The sequence below is a fragment of the Lentzea kristufekii genome, assembly GCF_033949925.1.
GTDB lineage: Bacteria > Actinomycetota > Actinomycetes > Mycobacteriales > Pseudonocardiaceae > Lentzea > Lentzea kristufekii.
The window spans coordinates 41,197-63,834 of sequence record NZ_JAXAVV010000007.1; the positions used below are offsets into that span (position 1 = coordinate 41,197).

The 22,638-nt window shown below is 70.8% G+C and carries 23 protein-coding genes; 17 read left to right on the forward strand and 6 right to left on the reverse strand.

What is annotated here, in order from left to right:
* Window positions 1-9: 9 nt before the first annotated feature.
* The 5 genes from ribA to SK571_RS16110 are packed head-to-tail and all read left to right on the forward strand — an operon-like array spanning window position 10 to window position 4,315.
* The gene (gene ribA, locus SK571_RS16090; RefSeq protein WP_319984888.1) at window positions 10-621 is read left to right on the forward strand and encodes a GTP cyclohydrolase II; all 612 of its coding nucleotides are present in this window, start codon (window positions 10-12) and stop codon (window positions 619-621) included.
* A complete protein-coding gene (locus SK571_RS16095) occupies window positions 618-1,112 on the forward strand; it encodes a putative quinol monooxygenase (protein ID WP_319984889.1) in 495 nt (164 codons plus the stop codon). The genes ribA and SK571_RS16095 overlap by 4 nt, the downstream gene beginning before the upstream one ends.
* Window positions 1,109-1,963 (forward strand): BKACE family enzyme, encoded by an 855-nt coding sequence (locus tag SK571_RS16100; protein ID WP_319984890.1) that lies wholly within the window; start codon window positions 1,109-1,111, stop codon window positions 1,961-1,963. Before SK571_RS16095 ends, SK571_RS16100 begins: the two co-directional genes overlap by 4 nt.
* Window positions 1,960-2,739, forward strand: coding sequence for a class I SAM-dependent methyltransferase (locus tag SK571_RS16105; protein WP_319984891.1), 780 nt, complete (start codon window positions 1,960-1,962; stop codon window positions 2,737-2,739). The genes SK571_RS16100 and SK571_RS16105 overlap by 4 nt, the downstream gene beginning before the upstream one ends.
* Entirely contained in the window at window positions 2,732-4,315 is a 1,584-nt protein-coding gene (locus SK571_RS16110; RefSeq protein ID WP_319984892.1) for a gamma-glutamyltransferase family protein, read from the forward strand. Before SK571_RS16105 ends, SK571_RS16110 begins: the two co-directional genes overlap by 8 nt.
* A 27-nt stretch (window positions 4,316-4,342) precedes the next feature.
* Here SK571_RS16110 and SK571_RS16115 read toward each other — a convergent pair whose 3' ends face one another.
* Both SK571_RS16115 and SK571_RS16120 read right to left on the reverse strand, forming a co-directional pair.
* Entirely contained in the window at window positions 4,343-5,083 is a 741-nt protein-coding gene (locus tag SK571_RS16115) for a PIG-L family deacetylase (RefSeq protein WP_319984893.1), read from the reverse strand.
* A 36-nt stretch (window positions 5,084-5,119) separates the two neighbouring features.
* Window positions 5,120-6,703 (reverse strand): nucleotidyltransferase family protein, encoded by a 1,584-nt coding sequence (locus SK571_RS16120; RefSeq protein WP_319984894.1) that lies wholly within the window; start codon window positions 6,701-6,703, stop codon window positions 5,120-5,122.
* A 215-nt stretch (window positions 6,704-6,918) separates the two neighbouring features.
* On the opposite strand from SK571_RS16120, the gene SK571_RS16125 reads away from it, so the two are divergent.
* Window positions 6,919-8,817, forward strand: a complete 1,899-nt coding sequence (locus SK571_RS16125; protein ID WP_319984895.1) for an ABC transporter ATP-binding protein — start codon at window positions 6,919-6,921, stop codon at window positions 8,815-8,817.
* Window positions 8,814-10,601, forward strand: coding sequence for an ABC transporter ATP-binding protein (locus tag SK571_RS16130; protein WP_319984896.1), 1,788 nt, complete (start codon window positions 8,814-8,816; stop codon window positions 10,599-10,601). Before SK571_RS16125 ends, SK571_RS16130 begins: the two co-directional genes overlap by 4 nt.
* A gap of 288 nt (window positions 10,602-10,889) precedes the next feature.
* On the opposite strand, the gene SK571_RS16135 is transcribed toward SK571_RS16130, so the two are convergent.
* From SK571_RS16135 to SK571_RS16145, 3 genes are all read right to left on the reverse strand, one after another.
* A complete protein-coding gene (locus tag SK571_RS16135) occupies window positions 10,890-11,273 on the reverse strand; it encodes a MaoC family dehydratase (protein WP_319984897.1) in 384 nt (127 codons plus the stop codon).
* A gap of 38 nt (window positions 11,274-11,311) precedes the next feature.
* A complete protein-coding gene (locus tag SK571_RS16140; RefSeq protein ID WP_319984898.1) occupies window positions 11,312-11,695 on the reverse strand; it encodes a hotdog family protein in 384 nt (127 codons plus the stop codon).
* Between the two features lie 170 nt (window positions 11,696-11,865).
* Window positions 11,866-13,092, reverse strand: a complete 1,227-nt coding sequence (locus SK571_RS16145; RefSeq protein ID WP_319984899.1) for a cytochrome P450 family protein — start codon at window positions 13,090-13,092, stop codon at window positions 11,866-11,868.
* Between the two features lie 263 nt (window positions 13,093-13,355).
* Between SK571_RS16145 and SK571_RS16150 the strand changes: the two genes are divergently transcribed.
* The 8 genes from SK571_RS16150 to SK571_RS16185 are packed head-to-tail and all read left to right on the forward strand — an operon-like array spanning window position 13,356 to window position 20,125.
* A complete protein-coding gene (locus SK571_RS16150; RefSeq protein ID WP_319984900.1) occupies window positions 13,356-14,612 on the forward strand; it encodes a cytochrome P450 in 1,257 nt (418 codons plus the stop codon).
* Window positions 14,609-15,205 (forward strand): 4'-phosphopantetheinyl transferase family protein, encoded by a 597-nt coding sequence (locus SK571_RS16155; protein ID WP_319984901.1) that lies wholly within the window; start codon window positions 14,609-14,611, stop codon window positions 15,203-15,205. The genes SK571_RS16150 and SK571_RS16155 overlap by 4 nt, the downstream gene beginning before the upstream one ends.
* Window positions 15,198-16,811, forward strand: a complete 1,614-nt coding sequence (locus SK571_RS16160; RefSeq protein ID WP_319984902.1) for an AMP-binding protein — start codon at window positions 15,198-15,200, stop codon at window positions 16,809-16,811. Before SK571_RS16155 ends, SK571_RS16160 begins: the two co-directional genes overlap by 8 nt.
* A gap of 23 nt (window positions 16,812-16,834) precedes the next feature.
* The gene (locus SK571_RS16165) at window positions 16,835-17,623 is read left to right on the forward strand and encodes a ferritin-like domain-containing protein (RefSeq protein WP_319984903.1); all 789 of its coding nucleotides are present in this window, start codon (window positions 16,835-16,837) and stop codon (window positions 17,621-17,623) included.
* Complete coding sequence (locus tag SK571_RS16170; protein ID WP_319984904.1) at window positions 17,620-18,132, forward strand: PaaI family thioesterase; 513 nt, start codon at window positions 17,620-17,622, stop codon at window positions 18,130-18,132. The genes SK571_RS16165 and SK571_RS16170 overlap by 4 nt, the downstream gene beginning before the upstream one ends.
* Window positions 18,133-18,149: 17 nt before the next feature.
* A complete protein-coding gene (locus SK571_RS16175) occupies window positions 18,150-18,422 on the forward strand; it encodes an acyl carrier protein (RefSeq protein WP_319984905.1) in 273 nt (90 codons plus the stop codon).
* A complete protein-coding gene (locus SK571_RS16180) occupies window positions 18,419-19,249 on the forward strand; it encodes an SAM-dependent methyltransferase (protein ID WP_319984906.1) in 831 nt (276 codons plus the stop codon). The genes SK571_RS16175 and SK571_RS16180 overlap by 4 nt, the downstream gene beginning before the upstream one ends.
* Window positions 19,250-19,255: 6 nt before the next feature.
* A complete protein-coding gene (locus SK571_RS16185; RefSeq protein ID WP_319984907.1) occupies window positions 19,256-20,125 on the forward strand; it encodes an acyl-ACP desaturase in 870 nt (289 codons plus the stop codon).
* On the opposite strand, the gene SK571_RS16190 is transcribed toward SK571_RS16185, so the two are convergent.
* Window positions 20,106-21,095: an alpha/beta fold hydrolase gene (locus SK571_RS16190; protein ID WP_454780186.1), complete on the reverse strand. Its 990-nt coding sequence runs from the start codon at window positions 21,093-21,095 to the stop codon at window positions 20,106-20,108. The genes SK571_RS16185 and SK571_RS16190 overlap by 20 nt on opposite strands.
* Window positions 21,096-21,152: 57 nt before the next feature.
* Here SK571_RS16190 and SK571_RS16195 point away from each other — a divergent pair, with 57 nt between their 5' ends.
* Together SK571_RS16195 and SK571_RS16200 are read left to right on the forward strand one after the other, a co-directional pair.
* On the forward strand, window positions 21,153-21,803 hold the full coding sequence (locus SK571_RS16195; RefSeq protein ID WP_319984908.1) for a TetR/AcrR family transcriptional regulator: 651 nt from the start codon (window positions 21,153-21,155) through the stop codon (window positions 21,801-21,803).
* Between the two features lie 351 nt (window positions 21,804-22,154).
* Window positions 22,155-22,601 carry a hypothetical protein gene (locus SK571_RS16200; RefSeq protein ID WP_319984909.1) on the forward strand — a complete coding sequence of 149 codons (447 nt, stop codon included), beginning with the start codon at window positions 22,155-22,157 and terminating at the stop codon, window positions 22,599-22,601.
* Window positions 22,602-22,638 lie beyond the last annotated feature (37 nt).

A 22,638-nucleotide genomic window follows, 5' to 3' on the forward strand; every position in this document is an offset into this window, starting at 1 on the left:
AGACATCAAGTGCTGACAACGACGTTGCTCGCCAGTTGCGAGCTACCGACGTCCTACGGCGACTTCACCTTGCACGTCTTCGGCGACGATGACGGCCGTGAGGACGTCATCGCGCTCGTGCGCGGAGGTCCGGACGCGCACCAACAGCCGTTGGTGCGCATGCACAGCGCCTGCTTCACCGGCGACATCCTCGCTTCGCTGCGCTGCGACTGCGGGCCCCAGCTCGACACCGCGGTGCGCCTGCTGGCGAAGGAGCAGCACGGCATCCTGCTGTACCTGACCCGGCACGAGGGCAGGGGCATCGGCCTGGTCAACAAGATCAAGGCCTATGCCCTGCAGGAGAAGGGAATGGACACGGTCGCGGCGAACGTCCACCTCGGCCTGCCCGCGGACGCCCGTGACTACCGCGCCGCGGCGGAGGCGTTGCGCCAGCTCGGCGTGTCCCACCTGCGCCTGGCGACGAACAACCCGGCCAAGATCGAGGCGCTCGTCAACGCCGGGCTCTCGGTGGAACGGGTGCCGCACGGCGGGTTCGTCAGCGCGCACAACTCCGAGTACCTGAGGATCAAGGACGTCCTCATGGGTCACCTGGACTCGGCGGGCGGCGGGCGGGCCGGATGAGCGGCACCGCGGTGGCGGTGCTGGGCAGGCAGTTCGCGCGCCCCGGCGAGGGCGCGGAGCTGTTGCGGCTCAACGTCGCGCTGGGCCGGGCGTTGAGCGTGCCCGGCCTGCTCAGGTACCAGGTGCTGGTGCGTCCGGACGACGAGACCGAGCTGTGCGTGTACTGGCTGTGGCGGGACTTCGCCGACCGGGAGGCGGTCTGGGCTGCACCGCCGTCCGCGCTGACCGCGTTCTGGGCGTCCGCGAAACCCTTGTGGCGCAGAGATCCCGACGTCCGGCGCTATCGCTGGGAGCCGGCCGCCGAGCGCGACCTGGCACCGGAGCACGCCGTGGTGCTCGACGCGGGCGATCCCGCCGCCGGCGGCCACGAACTGATCGACATAGACGGTGGCGCGACACTGCGCTGCCGACCCGCTGGGCCGTCGCCCGCTCCCGGACAGTGGACCGGGGTGTGGCGGTCGCCCGCGACCGAGGAGAGGCGAGGGGTATGAGTCTTCCCGACCAGGTCATCATCAATCTGTGTCCCACCGGGATGGTGCCGCGCCGGGCGAAGGTGCCGGACGTCCCGATCACGCCCGACGAGATCGCCAAGGACGTCCGCCGTTGTTACGAGGCGGGCGCCGGCATGGTCCACCTGCACGCCAGGGAAGACGACGAGGAACCCACCTGGAGCGCGCAGCGGTTCACCGACATCGTGGACGCGGTGGTGACGCTGACGCCGGACATCGTCCTGGTCGTCACCACCAGCGGCCGCAACTGGTCGGAGCTCGACAAGCGCGCCGCGTCGCTGACGGTGGACAACCTCGCTCGCCCGGAGATGGCCTCGCTCACGCTGGGGTCGATGAACTTCGTGTCCGGGCCGTCGGTGAACTCGCCCGAGACGATCGAGGGTCTGGCGCGGGCGATGCAGGAGCGCGACATCGTGCCGGAGCTGGAGATCTTCGACATCGGCATGGTCAACTACGCCAACTACCTGATCTCCCGCGGCATCCTCAAGCCGCCGTACTACCTCAACATCCTGTTCGGCTCCATCGGCACCGCCGAGGTCAGCGCGGCCAACGCCGCCGCCGTCCTCAGCTCGTTGCCGCAGCCGTCCACGTGGGCGTTCGCGGGCATCGGCCGGTTCCAGCTCGCCGCGAACTCGCTGGCGCTGAGCCTCGGCGGTCACGTCCGGGTCGGCCTGGAGGACAACCCGTACCTGGACTGGAAGACCAAGGAACCGACCACGAACCCCCGTCTGGTGGAGCGCATCGTGCGCATCGCGCGGGAGATGGGCCGCGAACCGGCGACGCCGCAGCAGGTCCGCGAGATCATCGGCCTGCCGCAGGTGGTGCGCACGTGACGGTCACCGCCCACCGCTGGAACAGCGCGGCCGACTACGACGTGCTGGCCCGGCGCATCCAGTTCCGCAACGCGGAGCTGGTCGCCGGGCTGCACCCCCGACCGGCCGAACCGCGCAGCGCGTACGAGATCGGCTGCGGCACCGGCGCTCTCACCGAGGCGCTGGTGCACCGGTTGCCCTCCGCGCGCATCGACGCGGTCGACGTGTCGGCCGACATGCTGGCGGTGGCCGCGGAGAAGGACTGGCCGGACCGGGTCCGCTTCACCCAGGGAGCTTTTCCCGACGTGGCAGCGGATCAGCGCTACGACGCGGTGTTCTCCAACGCCGCGCTGCACTGGATGCACCCGCGCTACCCCGACGTGTTCGCCACGATGAACGCGTTGCTGACCGACGGCGGCCTGGTCTGTGCGGCGACGGCGGGCCGCACGGCGGCGACGGACCGGTTCGCCGAGCAGTCCCAGGCCGCGCTGACCCGCCTGACCGGACTGTCCGAGCCGGATCCGTTCGAGGCGCGCAGGTTGACGGTGGCGCAGGCCGAGGAACTCGCGCGCGGCGCGGGGTTCGAAGTCGAGGACTCCTTCGTGCTGGAACGCACCACGTCCGTCCCGGCGGAGGTCCGCGCCCGCTGGTGGGTCGCCAGCGGCGGGCCGTGGACGGCGGCGCAGGCGTCCGTGCAGGACGCCGTCGGCGCGCTGTGCTCGGTGCTCGGAGACGGGGAGGTGGAGCTGGTGCACGCCAGCGTGTTCCTGCGGCTGCGCAAGGAAACGCATGCGTGACGTGTTGCGCGACCGCCAGCAGTGGGGAACGCGGGCGATGGTGTCCACCGGCAGTTCCGCCGCGACGCTGGCCGCACTGGACGTGCTCAGGGACGGTGGCACGGCGTTCGACGCCGCCATCACGGCGTCGGCGGTGCTCACGGTGGCGATGCCGATGGCGTCCGGCCCCGCCGGTGACGCAGCGGCGGTGTTCCACCTCGCGGGCTCGGCCCAGGCCTGGTCGTTGACCGGGCTGGGCCGGGCGCCCACCCACGCCACCGCGGCGAACTTCACCGCCCGCGGCCATCGGACCGTGCCCGGCCGGGGCATCGAGTCGGCCACCACACCGGGTCTGCTGGGCGCCTGGTGCGCCCTGCACGAACGCCACGGCACGCTGCCGTGGTCCCGGCTGCTCGCCCCGGCCGTCGACCTGGCCGAGCGGGGTACCCCGGTCACCACGCAGACGGCGCGCTGGATCCAGGACAACGTGAAGGTGCTGAGCCAGCCGGAGTTCGCGGGGTTGTACGGCCCGCACACCTCCGCCGTGGGCGGCCGGCTGCGCAATCCGGGGCTGGCCGCGCTGTACCGGCTGCTGGCGAGGTCGGTGGACGAGCTGGAAGCCGAGCTCGACGCGAGCGTGACCAGGCTCAGCGAGCGGCTGGGCGGGTTCTTCGCGCCGGGCGACTGCGGGGTCCGGATCGGGGAGGTCGTGCCCGCCGCGACCACGACGGTGGCAGGCGCGCAGGTGGCGACGAACCCCGCGCCGACGCAAGGGGTGCTGCTGTTGCAGAACCTCGCGCTGTACGAACGGCTGCGGGAGCACGGCGGTGCCGACTCCGCGGCGAACGTGCACATCCTCTCGGAGATCGTCCACCAGACGTACGCGTGGCGGATCGCGCACCTGGGCGACCCCGCGTGCACGCCGCCGGCAGACCCGCTGGCGGAGCCGGTGCTCGCGGACCTGGCGGGCGAGGTCGACCCGGACAAGCGCAGTGCCACCCGGTACGCCGGGCACTACACCGACGGCGACACCACGCACTTCGCCGTCATCGACGAGGCGGGCAACAGCGTGAGCTGGACGCAGAGCCTCGGGCTCGGGTTCGGGGCCGGAGTCGGTGTCGGCGAGCTGGGTCTGCTGCTGTGCAACCGGCTGGGGCGCAGCGCCACCCTCTCCCCCGGCGAACCGAACGGCGTCTCCCCCGGCAGGCGCCCGGTCAACACCATCTTCGCCTGGAGCGCCGGCGACGCCGACGGGGTGCGCTGGCTCGGCGGCACCCCCGGCGGCGACGGCCAGTGCCAGTGGAACACCCAGGTGCTCGCGGCACTGCTCGTCGACGGGGTGAGCCCGCTGGCGGCGCTGAACCGTCCACGATGGACTTACCTGCCCGGCGCGGACAAGACCGAGGCCGGCGTCCCGCCGCACCTGCAGGTCGACTCGTCGATGCCGGTGGACGTCCAGGAGTGGCTCAGCGGCGCGGGACACGCGCTGCGGGTGCGCACCAGCGTCGGCGGGGTGCTGCGGGTGCTGGGGCGGCACCCGGAGTCGCTCTACGGGCTCGACGACGGCAGGCAGGAGGGACTCACCGCGGGGTGGTGAGCCAGGCATCGTCCACTTCGGACTTTCTCACGGCTGGAGGAGCCAGGAGACCTCGTGGCTGAGGGTGTTCTGCAGCCGCAGCGGGTTCGAGCCGTCGAGGGACAGCGCGGGCAACTGCGAGCGGTACGCGGCCACCGCCTTCTCCTTGAGGGCACGGGCCTGCGGCGGCAGCGCGTGCACCTCCCGGACCATCCGGTCCGGGTCGAGGCCACGGGAGCTCAGCTCCCCGTCGAGCCAGCCGTCGACGTCCAGGTACGGGCCGGGTTCCCCACCGGTCACCCAGCACGGCCAGCCGTGCCAGAGCGCGTAGGGGATGTCGGCGTAGAGGTGGACCTCAGGGCGTTCCGGCGCGGCCTGCACCGCCGCGAGCGCGGCGTCCCGGGCGGCGAGGTGGTCGTTGTGCCCGCCGATCCCCGCGGGGATCCAGACCTCGGCCGCGTGCGCGACGGCCTCGCCGATGCGCGCGGCCAGCCGTTCGGCGTCCACCGGGGCGGACCGGTACTGCTCCTCCAGTTCGCCGAGGCGCACCGTGTCGCAGCCGAGGACGCCGCGTGCCTCGTCGTCCTCGGCCAGCCGTTCGACCTGCCGGTGCCGGGAGGACTCGGCACGGGTGAGGCGGTCCCAGTACGTGAGCGGGATCCCGTCCGGTGGCATGCCGGTGAAGACGGTGACCAAGGTGGTTCCCGGGCGCATCAGCCTGGCCGACGCGGACAGGACAGCGTCGTCGAGGTGCGCCGACACCACGAACGCTCTGGATGGGGACGTCACTCGGACACCTCTCGCACTCGGCCTGTGCCCCACGGCTCAGGCCGTGAGGTCGAGGAACAACGGCAGAATCGCACCTCCGGTCATCCTGCTCCACTCGCGCTTCTGCTGTCGTGCCCCGAGCAGCAGGGTGAGCGGAGCAGACCTTCCCACCGGCTCACCGATGCTCTTCCAGGGAATCGACGCGAACAGAAAATCACGTTTTTCGCGCGTTTCCGCCTGCGAGACCACGCCGTTTTCCGCGACCGGAAGATTCGAGTAGTCCGCGGACCGGAAGTGGCCGATTGCGGGCTTGTAGAAGAACTCGAATCGGTGATCACCGAAATTCAACGAGAGACCGGTCATCACGTCCTCGGCGGCGGCGGGCATCGACACCCGGACCTCCAGGGAGTGCTCGGTGGCCGTGAACTCGCAGTCGACGTCGAAGCGCGCGCCGGGCACGACGCGGTGGACGAACCGCGAGAGGTCGGACGGCCGGCCGGTGAGCGCACTGGCCCGCGCCGGGGCGCCTCCGAACGGGACCCGCACGGTGCCGGCGCCCAGCCGGTCGAGGAGGTCGGCCATCCCGACCTCGCGGACCACCGTCTCGGCGGCGTCCCAGCCCAGGTCGACCGGGAACCCGTCGACGCCGTCCCACCACAGGTCACGAGGCAGGAAGGAAGGCGTGTCGGCGCTCCACAGGTCCACGAAGGGGTCGACGCCGAGGAGGTCACGGGCCATCGTCCTGGCCAGCGCCACCACCTGGTGGCCGTCGTAGCGCTCGACCAGATCGCGGAACACGTCCGGCCGGAACTCGGGCAGCGCGGTCAGGTCGACGATCGTGGCCACCTCGTCGAGCCGGATCGTGGCCATCGGCAGGGGCAGGAAGTTCAGGACGTAGTCGCAGAAGAAGTGCGACGCGTAGACCAGGACCAGCATCTCGGGGTCCAGGACCGCCAGGGTGCCGACGGGAACCACGGTCGGGCGCGTGCAGTGCGCCAGCAGGTCCGCGTGGAGCAGTTGGTGCACGCGGAACGGCGAACGCTGTTCCCAGGCGCCCTGGTGGGCCAGCGGGTCGTACTCGGCCGGCGACGGCCCGGTGGGCAGGTACGTGACCGGGTAGTAGCTGTGCACCTCGATCTCGGTGCCGTCAGGGCGCACGAGCACCGCGTATTCGTCCAGCACCTCGGGCTCGCCGTGCCGGTCGAACCCCGACCGCAGGGCGCGCTCGACGAACCCGCCGAGATCGGACGCGTTCACGTCGACGTCGCCGCTGCGCCGCATGGCGAGCGGGTCACCGGTCCTCGCGTACAGGCTGAACCCCTTGAGCAGCACGAGCCGCTCGTCCTCGCCGGTGAACCCGGTCGCCTCGACCGCGGTCCGCACCTGACCCGCGACCCGGCGCCTGACCTGCTCGTGGCGGTCCGTCACGGCGGCGACGACCTCGGGCGGGAACGGGTGGTCGTCCTCGCGCGCGACGCGGCGCAGGAACCGCCCGTCCAGGCGGTGCGCGTCCAACGCCGCCAGGAACGACGGGGCGTCCACCTCGGCCACCCCGGGAGAGCCCGGCCTGCCCGCCGCCCAGCAGAGCAGCCGGCGCAGTTCCGCCGTGCCGGGGCGGCCTCGTTCCAGAATCGCGTCCACGAGCATGTCCCCCAGATTTACGCATCAGCAGGGACGCCCAGCGAATGGACTGCCATTTCACTGGCGGAAGCCCTGTCGGTTTTCCGAACCTAGCACGAGCATCGAATAGGAGACAATCACAGCGGTGTTCCGGTACAACAGTGCGGGGCGGTGCTGCACGAACTGGTAACGCAAGCGCCGAAATCTTCCTGATTCGCGTGCGCGATTGGAGAAGCATGCCGGAACAGACGCATGGCGCCCGGGCGCGCGCTTCCGGACGCTTGCGCCGGATTTCGGACCGCGCGGGGGAACGCCGCAGGGCGGCTCGCCAGCTGGCCGGTCTGCTGAGTCGTGCCGGCCGCGGCGCCGTCGCTTCGACGATCCTCGCCCACCTGGTGGCCGGATCGATGCCGATCGTGTTCCTCGTGTGTCTCGGCCGTGCGTTGCAGCTGCTCGTGAGCGAGAGCGGAAGCATCGCGGTGTGGTGGCTGGCCGCCGGCCTCTCCGCCTTCCTCCTCCAGCAGTTGCTCGCGCCCGTGCAACTGCTGTTGTCCGAGATGATCGCGCGCCAGGTCGATCGGTACTGCCTGCGCCGGTTCACCGGCTTCGCGCTCACCCGTGCGCCGTTGCGCACTCTGGAACGCCCCGCCGTCGCGGACCGCCTGAGCCAGGCGAACGAGGCGTTCGAGCAGATGGCGCTGACACCGGGCGCCGCGGCCGAAGGCGCGCTGGCGTTGATCGCCCGCTACACCCAGCTGGCCGGCGCGGTCGTGGTCGTGGCGGTGACGGCGGGCCCGTGGGCGGCGCTCGGGGCGGCCTTCGTCGCCGTGGTGACGCGCCGTGGTCAGTCCGCGGCCTTCAACAGGTGGGGCAAGCACGTGCGGCTGGCCGCACCCGCCCGCAGGCGCACCGCCTACGTGCGAGATCTGGCCACGAGCACCCGTGCTGCCAAGGAGATCCGCACGCTGGGGCTGATCGACTGGATCGACGACCGCTACGCCGCGGAGAGCCGGGGCCACCTGGAGCCGTTGTGGCGGTCGAGGCGCGCGGTCTACGGAAGGCCGTTCGTCGTCTACACCCTGCTCGGCCTCGCGGGCACCGCCGCCGCCCTGCTGGCCGTCGCGGGCCTGGGGGCGGGGGGAACGGCGTCCGTCGGGCCGCTGGCGATGGCCGTGCAGGGCGTGGTGCTGTGCGCGCGGTTCGGCGTCATGTTCAGCGAGTCCGACACGAAGATGGTGTACGGCCGCAACGCCTGGGAGGCGCTGCTGGAGTTCGAGCGGGTCTGCCTGGCGGCGACGGCAGGGGAACGGCGTCGCCGCACCACCGCGGAGAACGTCCCGGATCTCGCGGCCCTGCGATCGCGGACGATCACGTTCGACGGTGTCTCCTTCTCCTACGACGGCAGGCGACCAGTGCTGCGCGACCTCGGCTTCCAGCTGTCCGCGGGCACCTCGACCGCGCTGGTCGGGGTGAACGGCGCCGGGAAGACGACCCTCGTCAAGGTGCTGACCGGCCTGTACCGCCCGGACGAGGGTCGTGTGCTGGTCGGCGGCACCGATCTCGTGGACCTGCCACCGGAGGCCTGGCGACGCCAGTTCGCCGTGACGTTCCAGGACTTCGTCCGCTACGAGCTGACGATCCGCGAGAACGTCGCGATGAGCGCGATCACCCATCTCGACGACGACGCCGGCATCCTGGCCGAGCTCTCCCGGGCGGGCCTCGGCGAGCTGGTGGCCTCCTCGCCGTCCGGGCTCGACACGCCGCTCACCCGTGCCACCGCCGACGGACGCGAGTTGTCCGGCGGTCAGTGGCAGCGCCTCGCCCTCGCGCGGTCGCTGTTCGCGGTCCGCCACGGCGCGTCCGTGCTCGTGCTCGACGAGCCGACCGCCCAGCTCGACGCCCGCGGCGAGGCCGAGTTCTACGACATGTTCCTCGAGCTGACCCGCGGGGTGACCAGCATGATCATCTCGCACCGCTTCTCCTCGGTGCGCCGCGCGGACCGGATCGTCGTGCTCGACGGCGGCTCGGTCGCGGAGTGCGGCGGGCACGACGACCTCGTGGCGGCGGGCGGGGAGTACGCGCGGTTGTTCAGCGCGCAGGCGAGCAGGTTCGCGCGGGCGGGAGGGAAGGCGTGAAGGAGTTCCTGTTCTGCGTCACGTACCTGCTCCGCCTCGCGTGGAGCCTCGACAGGCGCCGGTTGCTCATCGGCGGCGCGCTGATCCTGCTGGGCGCACTGGCCACCCCGGTCGTCGCCGTGTCGCTCAAGCACCTCGTCGACGCCGCGGTCGAGGCGAGGATCGGCGACGCCGGCACGTGGGCGGTCGTCGCGACCGCGGCACTCATCGGCGAGCTGATGCTCGGGCACTTCGCGCACCTGCACTACTTCGAGCTCGCGGAGATCGTCGAGGAACGGCTCAACCGCGACCTTCTGCGGGTCGTCAACGGGACGAGCGCGCTGGACCGGTGCGACGACCCGGAGTTCGCCGACTCGATCGACCTGCTGCGCCAGGAGATCGTGCAGATGCGGCTGACGATGCACGCCACCGTGCAACTGGCTGCGGTGATCGCACAGGCACTGGCGACCGCCGTCGTGCTGGCCTCGCTGACACCGTGGTACCTCCTGCTGCCCGCCATCGCAGTCGTGCCGGTCGTCCTGGGCAAGCGCGCGGAACGGCAGCTGCAGGCCGCGCGGGAACGCACCGCACCCCTGCTCCGCGCGGCACGGCACGTCCGGGTGCTGGCCTCCTCCCCCGCCTCGCAGAAGGAGGTCCAGCTCTGCGGCAACGCCGAGTTCCTGGTGGCGCGCCAGGACGACCTGCTGGCCGAGTACCAGCGGACCACCGATCGAGCCCAGGTGCGGCACGCGGTCCTGCGCGGCACGGGCCAGCTCGTGTTCGGCCTGGGGTACGCGGCCTCGGTGCTGCTGGCCTACCTGCTCGCCAGGCGCGGTGAAGCCACGGCCGGTGACATCGTGCTCGTCATCGCGCTGGCCACGCAGACGAGCACGCAGATGGCCAAGGGACTGGAACTGCTCAGCGGGGTGCACCGTTCTGCGGCCGGGCTGCGGAGGTACCTGGACCTGCGGGACCAGGCGGGCCATCAGGGCGAGCAGCCACGCCGGGAGATGACGCTCGACCGGTTGGCGTCGGGAATCGACTTCGACCACGTCGGGTTCGCCTACCCCGGATCGGCGCGCGAGGTGCTGAACGACATCACCCTGCGGATCCCGGCCGGCACCTCGGTCGCCCTGGTCGGGGAGAACGGGGCGGGCAAGAGCACGCTCATCAAGCTGCTCAACGGCCTGTACCGGCCCACGACCGGCCGGATCCTCGTCGACGGCGAAGACCTGGCGCGGGTGCGGCCGGAGTCGTGGCGCGCCCGGACCGCCGTGCTGTTCCAGGACTTCGCGCGCATCGAGCTGTCGTTGCAGCACAGCGTCGGCGTGGGCGATCTGTCCGAAGTGGACTCCGCGACCGCCGTGCTCGCGGCGGTGCGGCGGGCGAAGGCCGAACCGCTGCTGGACCGCGTCGGCCACGACCTGGGCACGGTCCTCGGGGGCGGCTACGCCGACGGCGCCGACCTGTCCGGCGGCCAGTGGCAGAGCGTCGGTTTCGCCCGCGGCCTGCTGCGCACCCGGCCGCTGGCGCTGTCGCTCGACGAACCGGGGCACTCGCTCGACTCGGACGCCGAGCAGCGAATGCTCAGCGCGTACCAGGAGACGGCGGCACGGGTCGCGTCCGCCACGGGCGGGGTGACGGTGTACGTGACCCACCGGATGTCGACGGTCCGCATGGCCGACCTCATCGTCGTCCTGCACGAGGGAACGATCGCCGAGTCCGGTAACCACGACGAACTGATCGCGGCGGGCGGGCGCTACGCGGACCTCTTCTCGCTTCAGGCACGCGCGTACGCCGACTGAGCGCGGCGACTGCCCGATCGGCGTTGCGGAGGAAGGCGGCGACGCCGGCGCCGATGCGGCTGCTACTCGATCAGCGTCGCGGGCGGAGCACGGTGTCGGCGCGGGACGTCAGCGACGCCGGTGCTGCTCGTTCGGCATCACTGGGGAAGGCAGGGCCAGTGCGTCAGCAGAACGACGCCGGTCCTGCTACTCGATCAGCGTCGTGAGCGGAGGGCGGCGTCCACGCGGCACGACGAACGACGCCTGTGCCGGTGCGACGGTGCTCGATCGTCGCGAGGCAAAGCGGTGTCAGCGCGGCACGACGGCGACGCCGGTGCCGCGCAGCACCTCACCGGCCGCGCTGGTGATGACGACGCTGACGCCGAGGGAGACCTGGCCGCCGGGCTCCTCGTCCCGCGAGGTGATCTCTGTCCTCGCGGTCACCTCCTCGCCCGCGTAGACGGGTGCGAGGAAGCGCAGGTCCAGTGCCGCGACGTGCACGCCGTCCGCGCCCAGCACCGGCGCGGCGGACAGGGTCAGCAGGCCCTGCGCCATCTTCCTGCCGCCGAGGCCCGCGATGTGGTGCGCGCCGAAGTCGCCGGTCAGCCTGGCGCACGCGTCGATGTCGTCGTCCTCGATCTTGCGGCTGGTGGTCAGCACGGCGCCCACGGCGAGTGCGTTGAGGTCGGTCATCGGCTCTTCCTGACGTGGTGGACGGACGAGGGACGCGGTCAGGCGGACAGCACGATGCCCCGGCTCTGCCCGGACACGACGACCTCGTCGCCGCACCGGATGCGGGCTTCGAACGCGATCTTCGTGCCGTTGCCGGCCGGGGTGAGCCTGGTGATCTCGAGCTCGGCGGTCACCGTCTCGGTGACGGCGACGGGACGGGACACGGTCCACACCATGTGGCCGGACAGGTAGTTCAGGTCGCCGCCGAGCTTGGTGAGCGGAGCGACGACCAGCAGGTACGGCAGGTGCGACACGTCCGCGGCCGCCGCGGCCGGATCGCTGAGCCGGCGGAACTCCCGCACTTCGTCGACGGTGTACGTCCTGCTCGTCGTCAGCACGTCCCCGACCGTGACGTCGCCCTGCGCACTCGGGATGGTCGTCATCGAATTCATCTCGATCCACTCGACGAAAGGACGAGGGTGAATTCCGCACACCCGTCGAATTCGACCCCCTGAACAGAGATATAGCAGTGCCCGCGAGAACGGTCAAGCGCGTCCTGACCGTTCCACCTTTCCGGCGATTCGCCCCGAGAATCCATTGCGAAAGGCGCCCGTCAGGGGCCTGGGGCAACCGGTAGCGCGTGCAGTCCGCGGAACAGCAGCGACGGACGCCAGCTCAGCCGATCGGGGGCGGCCGCGAGCCGCATCCCGGGAAACCTCCCGGTCAGCTCGCGGAAGGCGATCTCCGCCTCCATCCGGGCCAGCTGCGCACCGGCGCAGAAGTGGATGCCGTGGCCGAAAGCGAGGTGCGCCTTCGGTTCCCGCCGCGGGTCGAGCCGGTCGGGATCGCGGAAGCGCGCCGGATCCCTGTTCGCCGAGCTCAGTCCTATGAGGACGATCTCCCCCGCAGGGATGGCGACGCCCCCGATCTCCACCTCCGCCGTGGTGAACCGGAGACTGGCCATGGTGCCCGGCCCGTCGAACCGGAGCAGTTCCTCGATCACGCCGGGCAACGACTCCGGTTCCGCGCACACCGACTCCCACCGCCCGCGTTCCCGCAGCAACGCGAGGGTTCCGTTGGCGATCAGGTTCGCGCTGGTCTCGTGCCCGGCGACCATCAACAGCAGCACCGTGCCGAGCAGTTCCTCGTCGTTCAGCCGGTCGTCATCGTCGTCGTGCGCCCGCACCAGTTCCGACAGCAGGTCGTCCTTCGGCTCGGCGCGCACCACCGGCAGCCGTCCGGCGAGGTAGGAGGTGATCCTGCCCGCCGCACGCGCCTGCTCGCCGGGGTCCCCGCCGCGCGCGAAGTCGTCCGACCAGCCGCGAAACCGCTCCTGGTCCTCCAGCGGTACGCCGATCAGCTCACTGATCACCATGGTGGGCAACGGAAAGGCGTACTCGGCCACCAGGTCGGCCTCGGACCGCCCGCCCAGCCGGTCCAGCAGCGCCCTGGCGAACTCGGTGATCCTCGGTCGCAGCGACTCGATCTGGCGGCGGGTGAAGGCCTTCACCACGAGCCGGCGCATCCGCGTGTGGTCCGGCGGGTCGCTGTGCAGCATGTGCGGCATCACCAGCCGGGTGAGCGCGACGCCGCGCGCGGACTCCCCCAGCTTCGCCGCGAGCGCGGCCCGCAGCCCGGCCGCGTCCTTGCTCAGCCTGGGATCGGTGAACGCGGCCTGCGCGTCGTCGTAGCGGAGCACCACCCAGACCTGCGCACCGTTGGGCGCGACGGCACGGTGAACCGGCGCCAGCGCGCACAACCTCGCCTGAACGGCGTGCGTGTCGCGCAGGAAGCTGTTGCCGAACAAGGCTTCTTCGCCGTGGTCCTGGTCGTCGTCCACGCTCGCAGGCTACGAGTCCCGCGGCTGACGGGGAACGCCCGCCGGGCACCGGGCGCGAACTTGCGCAACTGAGGATTTTCTTCTGTTGCACACGCGGACGGCGGGCAGACCCGCGCACCAGAAATACGGGATTGCGCACATTCTGTCCAACCTCGCGTGCACAGCCGTTCTTTCTTGCCGACATGACACGAGATCGTGTTCACTCGAAGACCGATGCGCATGATGCGCAAACGCATTTCCCTCGAAACAATCGGGGTGAGACGATGGCGGAATCCGCGACCGAGAAAAGTCCCACGACCGGGCTGACGCTGCTGACCCGTGACGTGATGATCGACCCGTACCCGGCCTACGCGCTGCTGCGCGAACACGATCCCGTGCACTGGGACGAGCAGCTCAACGGCTGGGTGATCACCCGCTACGACGACATCGACCACGCGTTGCGCGACCACGGGACGTTCTCCTCGCGCCGTCTCGGCCTGCTGGTCTCCAGCCGGGTCGACACCGGCCGCTCCCCCGCGATGGCGAGGTTCGCCTCACTGGCGTCGCACTGGATGTGGATGCTGGACCCGCCGGAGCACACGCGGGTGCGCAAGCTGATGAACCAGGGGTTCAGCCCCAGGGACGTGCGCCGGCTCGAACCGCTCGTGCGCGGCATCGTCACCGAACTGGTCGACGCGTTGCTGGCGAAGGGCGAGTTCGACCTGATCGCCGAGTTCTGCTACCCCGTCCCGGCGCTCGTGCTGGTCGAGTTGTACGGCCTGCCCCGGTCGGACGCCCCGCTGATCACCAGGTGGTGCGACGCGATCAAGGTGTTCCTCGGCGGCTCCCCCGACCTCGGCGGGTCCGGCGCGGGCGCCGCCGCGGCCATCGCGGAGATGATCGACTACCTGACGCTCGTGATCGCCGACCGCCGTGCCGCGCCCCGCGACGACCTGGTGAGCAGCCTGGTGCACGCCCACGACGAGGGTGACCGGCTGAACGACGACGAGTTGTGCTCGAACCTGCTGCTGTTGCTGATGGCGTCGTTCGAGACCACTGTGGACATGCTCGGCAATGGGCTCGCGGGCCTGCTCACCCAGCGCGACCAGTGGGAGATGCTCGTCCGGGACCAGGGTCTCGCGGCGGGCGCGGTCGAGGAGGTGCTGCGCCACGACGGTCCCGTCCAGCTCACCCACCGCCTGCTGACCGCGGACGTCGAACTGCGCGGACGCCTGCTCCGGCAGGGTCAGCTCGCCTATCTCGTGCGCGCGTCGGGCAACCGCGACCCGGCGAGGTTCACCGATCCCGATCGCATCGACATCACCCGCGGGGAGTCTGGGCACTTCGCGCTGGGGTCGGGCATCCACTACTGCCTCGGCGCGGGACTGTCCCGGTTGGAGGGTGTGCACGCGCTGACCGAACTGGCTCGACGCGTGCCCGGCCTCGCGCTGACCTCCGACGGCCCGTTGCGGTGGCGTGCGGACAACCTCCAGTTCCGCGGCCTCGCCGAGCTGCCCGCCCACGTCGGATCACCCTCATGACGCACGTGGTGGTGCACCTGACCTCACTGCCGCGGCACACGCGCGGAGCGTCACGGGCGCTCGCGCACACCGTGCTGGCGCAGCGCGAGGGCAGACCGGTGCGCATCACCGCCGACGAGTTCGGCCCGCCCAGAGCGCAGGACTCCCGGACGTCCTTCAGCATCAGCCACGACCGGACGGTGCTCGTGGTGGCCGTGAGCGACGTGGCGTGCGGGGTCGACGTGGAGGACGCTGCCGAGCACGAGCTGGCCGAGGTGGCGTACCGGTTCTGCTCGGCGGCCGAGCTGACCGGCGGGCTCCCGGCCAGGATGTGGTGGACCGCCAAGGAGAGCGCGGCCAAGGCGATGGGCCGCGGTCTGCGCGCCGGGCTGCGCTCGATCTCCTTCGCGCACAACCCGGTGCTGCGGTGGTCCACTGTGGACCATCGAGAGCGTCGGACGGATCTGCTGACCAGGGTCGTGGAGCTGAACGGCCGCCACTTCGGACTGACCGTGCGCGCGCCCCGGCCTCCGTCGGTGTCGGCGCAGGTGTGGAAACCGCTGCAGGACGGCGAAAGCTGGCGATTCGTTCCCGAAGGGAGACTCGATGGGTGAGGCGACCCTGCACGACGCCCTGCGCGCGGCCCCGCCGGCCGTGGTCACCTTTCCGGCGGACCACGAGGAGATCACGCTCGCGGACCTGTTCTCGCAGGCCGAGGGCGTCGCCGTCGCACTGGCCGGGGCGGGCGTGCGGCACGGCGACCGCGTGGGTGTGCTGTGCGCCAACGACGCCGACTTCTTCCGCACGTTGTTCGCGCTCAGCATGCTCGGTGCCTGCGCGTGCCCCCTTCCCCTGCCCACCACGGGCCGGGACGGTTACGCGGCCCGGATTCGCGGCGTCGTGACGGCGGCGGGGATCGGTCTCGTCGTGGTGTCGTCCCGGCTGGCCAGGATGCGTTCGCTGCTGGCCGCCGCGTTCGCGGACACGGTCCAGGTCACCACCGGCGAACTGCGCGGCGACGGCCGGTTCACGCCGGTACCGGTCTCCCCCGGCGACGACCTGATCGTCCAGTTCACCTCGGGGAGCACGGCCGCGCCGAAGGGCGTCCGCCTGAGCCACGCCAACGTGCTGGCCTGCCTGACGGCCATCGTGCACGGGATGCGGCTGGGCACACCGGGCGACCACGCGGGGAACTGGCTGCCGCTCTACCACGACATGGGGCTGTTCGGTTCGCTCGCCGCACTGAGCAGCGGCGTACCGCTGACCGTGTGGCCGCCGTCCGCGTTCGTCAAGGACCCCGCGGGATGGTTGCGGGAGCTGGAGACGCGGAAGGTCACGGCCTGTGCGCTGCCGAACTTCGCCTACGACTACCTGCTGCGCGCGGTGGACGAGACAGAGGTCGCGACGTACGACCTGAGCCGGTGGCGGGTGTCGTTCAACGGTGCCGAACCGATCGCGGTGGACACCGTCGAGACGTTCCTGCGGCACTTCGCCCCCGCCGGTTTCCGGCCGGCGACGATGATGCCGGTGTACGGGCTCGCCGAGGCGACGCTCGCGGTCACCTTCCCGCCGCTGGGCAGGCCCGTGCGGGCCGACTGGGTGGACCGCGTCCAGCTCAGCGAGCACCGCCGCGCCGTGCCGGTCGAGCGGTCCTCCCCGTCGGCACGCGGGGTGGTCGCCGTCGGCTCACCGGTGCTGGGCATGGAGGTCAGGATCGCCGGACCCGGCACCGGGGAACCGGTCGGGGAGCGCGAGGTCGGCGAGGTGCAGATCCGCGGCGCCTCCGTGACGACCGGGTACCTGCGGGCGGACGAGCAGCCGTTCACCGCCGACGGCTGGCTGCGCACGGGCGACCTCGGCTATCTCGCCGGCGGCGAGCTGCACGTCACCGGGCGGCTCAAGGAACTGATCATCCTGCGCGGTGAGAACTTCTACCCCGAGGACGTCGAGGCGGCGGTCCGCACCGATCCCGGCGTGCACCGCAGGCGTTGCGTGGCCTTCGTCGACGACGTCGGGGACGGCGAGCACATGACGCTGGTGGCCGAGACGACCCTGACCGACCCGGCGGACCGCGACCGGCTCACCACCAGACTCCGCCGGCGCGTGGCCGGGCTGACCGGGCTCGACGACCTGCGGGTGGTGCTGGTCGTGCCGCAGAGCATCCCGCGCACCAGCAGCGGCAAGCTTCAGCGCCTCGCTTCCCGTGGCCGTTTCAGCTGACCTTGACGAAGGAGCGATCCAGCATGCACAGCTACGAGGTCTTCACCCAGTACGAACGCAACCACTGGCAGCTCAAGGACATCGACTTCACCCGGGTGCGCAGGGACCTGGTCCGGCCGGAGCACGTCACGATGGCCAAGAGCGGCGTCATGGGCGAGTCGAACGTGATCGCCGCGGTGCACGGCTTCCTCAACGAGTTCGTCGACGACTACGACTTCTCGACGTTCGCGGTGGTGTGGGGCTACCAGGAGGTGCAACACCACTACGCCTTCAAGACGTGGCTCGACGCCGTGGGCGAGCACGTCGACGACGCGCCGGTGGAAGCGATGCGGGAACCGTACGCACCCGGCACGACGCCGAGCGCCACCCTCGCCACCAACATCATCTCGGAGCTGACGGTGAACCACGTCTACCGCCGCGTCGCCGCCGCCGTGGACGAACCGGTGCTCAAGGACATCCTGCTGCGCGCCAGCCGGGACGAGGCCGGGCACGCCCGCGAGTTCATCCACTACTGCCGGGGCAGGCTCGCGAAGCGTCCCGACGAGATCCCGTCGGTGCTGGAGACCCTGTACGTCTACACCTCCGACGCGAAGATCAAGCACCCGGTCAGCATGTTCAAGAGCAGCCTCACCGAGCTCGACGACCACGAGACCATCGACACCGGCTTCGAGCTGTTCCTCGAGCAGGTGGCCGACGAGGGCGAGCTGCAGGAGCTGCAGACCAAGATCCGCCGCGTGTTCGGCCAGCTCGTCGACCAGGACCTCACGACGAACGGCCGGGTGCGCAGGGCCCTCGCCGAAGCACTGGCGTGACGGCGCCGATCGAGGTGCCGTGGCAGGTGCTGCCCGGCTACCAGTGCTTCGGCTGCTCACCGTCCAACGAGCAGGGGCTGAAGCTCACGTTCACCCGCAACGGGGACGGCATCGAGACGCGGCTGTTGTTCGGCCGAGCCTTCGAGTCGTATCCGGGCATCGTGCACGGCGGCATCGCGACCACGGTGTGCGACGAGATCATGGGCAACCTGCTGGTGCTGCGCTTCGGCGCCACCGTGTTCACCACGACGTTGCGCACCAGGTACCTCGCGCCGCTGGAGGTCGGTGTCGCGTACCGCTGCGTGGCGTCCACCGACGCCGGGCCGGACACACCCGCGCCGCTGCGGGCGCACGCGGAGATCCTCGGGCCGGACGGCAGCCCGCACGTCACCGCCTTCGGCGTCTACCAGCCCGCGACCGAGGAACAGGCACGGGAGCGGATGGCCATCTCCGACTCCGACGCGGCACTCGTCCAGCAGGCGATCGCCGCGCACCGCATCGAGAACTGACCGCACAGGGGGAAACCATGTCGAACGCGCTCAACGACGTCACCGTCGACGACGTCATCGCCACCGTCACCAAGCTCGTCGCCGCCGAGTTCGGGTTGCCGGAGAACGAGATCGGCGCCGACGCCGACCTCAGCTCGCTCGAAGGATCCGACTCCGTCAAGGTGCTGCGCACCGTCGCGAAGCTCGAACGCACCTACGACGTGGAGCTCGAGGACGACCAGGTGTTCGGGCTCAAGACCGTCCGGGACGCCGCGCAGCTGGTGATCGCCGTGCTCGGGGAGCAGCGGTGACGGTCGCCGACACGAACCAGCACTACGACCTCGACCCGGAGGTCTTCTCGCTCTACCTGGATCCGATGCGCAAGTACAGCTCCGGGCTCTACCGCGGGCCGGACGACACGCTTGCCGAGGCGCAGCGCGCGAAGCTGCACTTCGTGGCGGACCGGCTGGGCCTGCGCCGGGGTCAGCGGCTGCTCGACGTCGGATGCGGCTGGGGTGCGCTGGTCCTGTTCATGGCTGAGCACTACGGCGCCCGCGTGACCGGGATCAGCCCGGCGCCGCAGCAGCACGAGTACATCAGACGGCTGGCGCGGGAACGCGGTCTCGACGACCTGGTGTCGACCGAGGTCGGGCACTTCGAGAACAGCGAGCAGGCGCCGAGAACGTTCGACGCGATCACGATGCTGGGCTCGATCGTGCACATGCCCGACCTCGGCGCCGTGTTCGCACGGTGCCACCGGGCGTTGCGGACCGGCGGAATGCTCTACGTGTCGGAAAGCTGCTACCGCAACGCCGGGAAGCGCGCCGCGTTCAGCGAACGGGAGTCCGCGGCGTTCGTCCGCGACGACATCTTCGGCTGGGGCGACATGCGCCCGCTGTCCGATCTCGTGCGCGGCGCGGAGGACGCCGGTTTCAGCGTCGTCGCGGTGGACGACCTGACCGAGCACTACCACCGCACGATCGAGGACTGGCTCGGCGGTGTCGCACGCAACGCGGCCCGGCTGGAGGAGATCCGGCCGGGTCTGGCGGGCGAGCTGACGCGGTACCTGCGCACGGCCAACGCGGGGTGGGGTTTCACCACCAAGCACTACGCGCTCACCTGCACGAAGAGGCGATGATCCACTGTGGACGACAAGGACCTCCGCCAGATCGGCGGCCCGCTGCTGCCCGCCTCGGAGATGGACGAGGCGGTGACGACCTTCATCCGGTCGAGCCCCGCCGACCGGCGCTGGGACGAGTTCTCCTTCGACTGGAGCCAGGCCGACGCGAACCGGCTCACCGAGGGCGAACGGTCGGCGGTGGAGTTCGTCACGATCATCGAGGACCACCTGCCCGGCTACTTCGCGTTGTACGACCAGAACTTCCCGCTCGACGACAGCGTCGAGCGGGAAGTGTTCGTGCACAACCGCGAGCTGTACCACTTCTCGATCCGGTGGGCCCAGGAGGAGGACACCCACGCACGGGTGCTGAGCCGCTACCAGGTCGCGTCCGGCATGACGGACCCCGCGACGCTGCGCGAGTCACTCGCCGTCGAGGGGCAGAAGCGGTTCGAGACGTCCTATGCCGACGCCGTGCAGTTCTTCACCTATCCGCTCGTGCAGGAGAAGGCGACCCAGCTGTACTACCAGAACCTGCGGCAGGTGGTGGACGAGCCGGTGCTGGCGCAGATCCTCACACGGCTCAGCCGGGACGAGGCACGGCACTTCACGTTCTTCGCGGACGTGGTGCAGCGCTATCTGCGGCGGCACGGCGACGCGGTGGTCGAGCCGATCCGGGACGTGATCGCCGACTTCCGGATGCCGCTCGCGGACACGATCCGCGGGTACTGGCGCTGGGCCCTGCGCATCGCGGACAGCGCGCGCTACGACCACACCGACGCCTACGAGTACCTGATCAAGGTGGTGAACCGGGCGGTGGACGCCAAGTCGGACAAGGTCACCGAGCTGATCGAGTTCGTCAGCGCGTGCAGGACGATCAGCGGGACGCCCCGCTAGTGCCACAGCCGTGCGGCACACCTGTTACCGGTGTGCCACCGAGGAAGTCCTGCAGGATCTCGGTGAACTGCGCCGGCTGCTCCTCGGCCACGTAATGGCCGCAGTCGTCGATGACCACCCCGGTGACGTCGTCGGCCGCCAGCCGCATCGTCTCGGCGACCAGCGCGCCGCTGTTCCGCGCGCCGCCGACGGCGAGCACCGGCAGCGTCAGCCGGGTCTTCCTGCGCTGCTCGTTCTGCGCGACCGTCTCGTCCAGCGCCCGGTAGTACGCGAAGCTCGCCCGCAGGCCACGAGGATCCGCGACGATCGCTTCCACGTAGACGTCGACGGCGTACGCGGGGATCGCGCCCGGCGTGGCGGCCTTGGTGGCGAACTGGTAGCCGAAGAAGAGATGTTCCCGCCCCCGCACCAGCTCCTCGTTGAGGCCGGGGAGCCGGTTGAAACCGAAGTGCCACAGCCGGTGGTTGACCGCGGCCGGGCCGAAGACCGGCGGGCTCGGCGTGAGACCGGGAATGATCGCGTCGACGACGGCCAGCCGGCCCACCCGCTCGGGGTGATCGGCGGCGAGGGCGTATCCGATCCACATGCCGATGTCGTGGCCGACCACGTCGAACCGGTCGTGCCCGAGCGCGGCCATCAGCGCGACCAGATCGGCGGCCAGCGTGCCGGCGTCGTAACCGTCGTCGGGCTTGTCGGAGAGCCCGGCCCCGCGCGAGTCGACGGCGACGACGGTGTGCTCGCGGGCGAGCGCCGGCATCACTTCCCGCCAGGCGTACCAGGTCTGCGGCCACCCGCCGACCAGCAGCAGCGGCGGGCCGTCCCCGCCGATGACCGCGTGCAGCCGCAGTCCGTCCAGCTGCACGAGCCGGCTGACGAAGACGTCGGTGAACCCCTCAGGCAGCCGCAGCGCACTCAAGCTCGCCGTGCCGTCCGCCGCGCTCATCATGGAACGATCAGTCCAACTTGTCATGCCGGCGACCCTACGCATCTTGAAACGATCGGTGCAAGATCTGTAGGCTGACGAACCATGGTGGGCCGCAAGCAATTCGACGTGGACGAGGCGCTGCGACACGCGATGCACGTCTTCTGGCGCTGGGGCTATTCGGAGGCCTCGATCGACCGCCTCACCGAGGGCACGGGCCTGGGCCGGAGCTCGCTCTACAGCACCTTCGGCGACAAGAGCGCCCTGTTCCGGAAGAGCCTCCAGCGGTACGAGCAGACCTACCACCCGCTGTACTCCCAGGCACTGTCCGGCTCGCACCCGAACCCGAGCGCCGTCGTGGCCGCCTACCTGCAGGTCACGCTGAACCGCATCGCCGACCCGACGGTCCCGGACGGCTGCCTGGTCACGGTGTCGGCAACGCAGTTCCCCGCCCTCGACGCGGAGGGCCGGGCGATGGTCCGCGCCATGATCGACGGTGTGCGGGCGATGCTGGAGCAGGCGTTGCTGGCCGCGGGGGCCGATGAGCAGGAGGCGGCAGAGCTGGCTTTGTGCGCGCTGGCGACGAACAAATCGCTGGCGGTGCTGAGCCGCGCCGGCTTCTCGAGCGAAGAGCTGGCAACCGTCGCCGCAGCCGCCGCCCGCATCCCCCAGGACACCGACCCGGCCACCGGGAGCAGGGTTCCACGGGCTGCTCACCGAGGGCGTGGTGCGGTTCGCCACCGCCAAAAGCCTTGATGGCGGCCGGTGTCGAGCCAGCACTGTTGCAGTTCGAGGCACGCACCCCGTACTGAAGGGCTCGCGTGTCGACCTGGCGGCCGGACGGCCCCGACCGGTGGCGTTGACCGCGACCAGTTGCGCAGGTACATGCCCGGCATCGCGCGACGCCACGGAATCGACCTCGATCCGCACCATGGTCGTCTCGCACCTGTGCCGCAACGCACCCGACCACGCTGCAACCACCTACGACGACCTGGAACGCGTGGGCCGCGGCATCTACCGGTTGGCGACGCACCGAACGCGTGCGCAGTAGCAGCGGACATGACCACCCAAAAGGGTGGGGTTGTCCGCAGTACGATCTGACGCATCATGGGCCAGCGCATGAACGACCCCGCGGGCAATGGCGGCGCCTCCATCAACGACCCCCTCCTCACCACCCCGACAGCCAGGCTGATGGCGCTGGCGATGGGTACGGACATCCGCGTGTTCGAAGTGCCCGTGGCGCACAGCGCGGGACTCGCGGGCCTGGTCGGCATCGGCGCCGACGAGAACAACGAGCCCCAGTGCAAGATCGGGCTCACCGACGACCTGGACGACGACCTGCGTGCCGACGTGCTGGCGTTCGGCATCGCGGTGCTCGTCGGCACGCCGGAGATCCTCGCGAAGAGCCCGGACGGTGTCCTCGGGATCAGCAGGCAGCGACTGCCTCAGGCCGGCAACGGGCCCGGCAACCTGGCCTGGCACATGCTGCAGACGTGCGGGCGCGAGTCGCCGTCGACGACGTTCCGGCTGATGGTCATCCAGCCCGACGAGTAGGCCCCGCCCGAACGTCGCTTTCCGACCGGGACCGATG

What these genes read in the sequence shown, in the direction of transcription:
- SK571_RS16200 (WP_319984909.1), top strand. Translation starts at nt 22,155, where the DNA reads ATGGGCCAGCGCATGAACGACCCCGCGGGCAATGGCGGCGCCTCCATC.
- SK571_RS16095 (WP_319984889.1), top strand. Translation starts at nt 618, where the DNA reads ATGAGCGGCACCGCGGTGGCGGTGCTGGGCAGGCAGTTCGCGCGCCCC.
- SK571_RS16125 (WP_319984895.1), top strand. Translation starts at nt 6,919, where the DNA reads ATGCCGGAACAGACGCATGGCGCCCGGGCGCGCGCTTCCGGACGCTTG.
- SK571_RS16190 (WP_454780186.1), bottom strand. Translation starts at nt 21,095, where the DNA reads ATGACAAGTTGGACTGATCGTTCCATGATGAGCGCGGCGGACGGCACG.
- SK571_RS16110 (WP_319984892.1), top strand. Translation starts at nt 2,732, where the DNA reads ATGCGTGACGTGTTGCGCGACCGCCAGCAGTGGGGAACGCGGGCGATG.
- SK571_RS16140 (WP_319984898.1), bottom strand. Translation starts at nt 11,695, where the DNA reads ATGACGACCATCCCGAGTGCGCAGGGCGACGTCACGGTCGGGGACGTG.
- SK571_RS16100 (WP_319984890.1), top strand. Translation starts at nt 1,109, where the DNA reads ATGAGTCTTCCCGACCAGGTCATCATCAATCTGTGTCCCACCGGGATG.
- SK571_RS16160 (WP_319984902.1), top strand. Translation starts at nt 15,198, where the DNA reads ATGGGTGAGGCGACCCTGCACGACGCCCTGCGCGCGGCCCCGCCGGCC.
- SK571_RS16175 (WP_319984905.1), top strand. Translation starts at nt 18,150, where the DNA reads ATGTCGAACGCGCTCAACGACGTCACCGTCGACGACGTCATCGCCACC.
- SK571_RS16155 (WP_319984901.1), top strand. Translation starts at nt 14,609, where the DNA reads ATGACGCACGTGGTGGTGCACCTGACCTCACTGCCGCGGCACACGCGC.
- SK571_RS16165 (WP_319984903.1), top strand. Translation starts at nt 16,835, where the DNA reads ATGCACAGCTACGAGGTCTTCACCCAGTACGAACGCAACCACTGGCAG.
- SK571_RS16195 (WP_319984908.1), top strand. Translation starts at nt 21,153, where the DNA reads ATGGTGGGCCGCAAGCAATTCGACGTGGACGAGGCGCTGCGACACGCG.
- SK571_RS16150 (WP_319984900.1), top strand. Translation starts at nt 13,356, where the DNA reads ATGGCGGAATCCGCGACCGAGAAAAGTCCCACGACCGGGCTGACGCTG.
- SK571_RS16135 (WP_319984897.1), bottom strand. Translation starts at nt 11,273, where the DNA reads ATGACCGACCTCAACGCACTCGCCGTGGGCGCCGTGCTGACCACCAGC.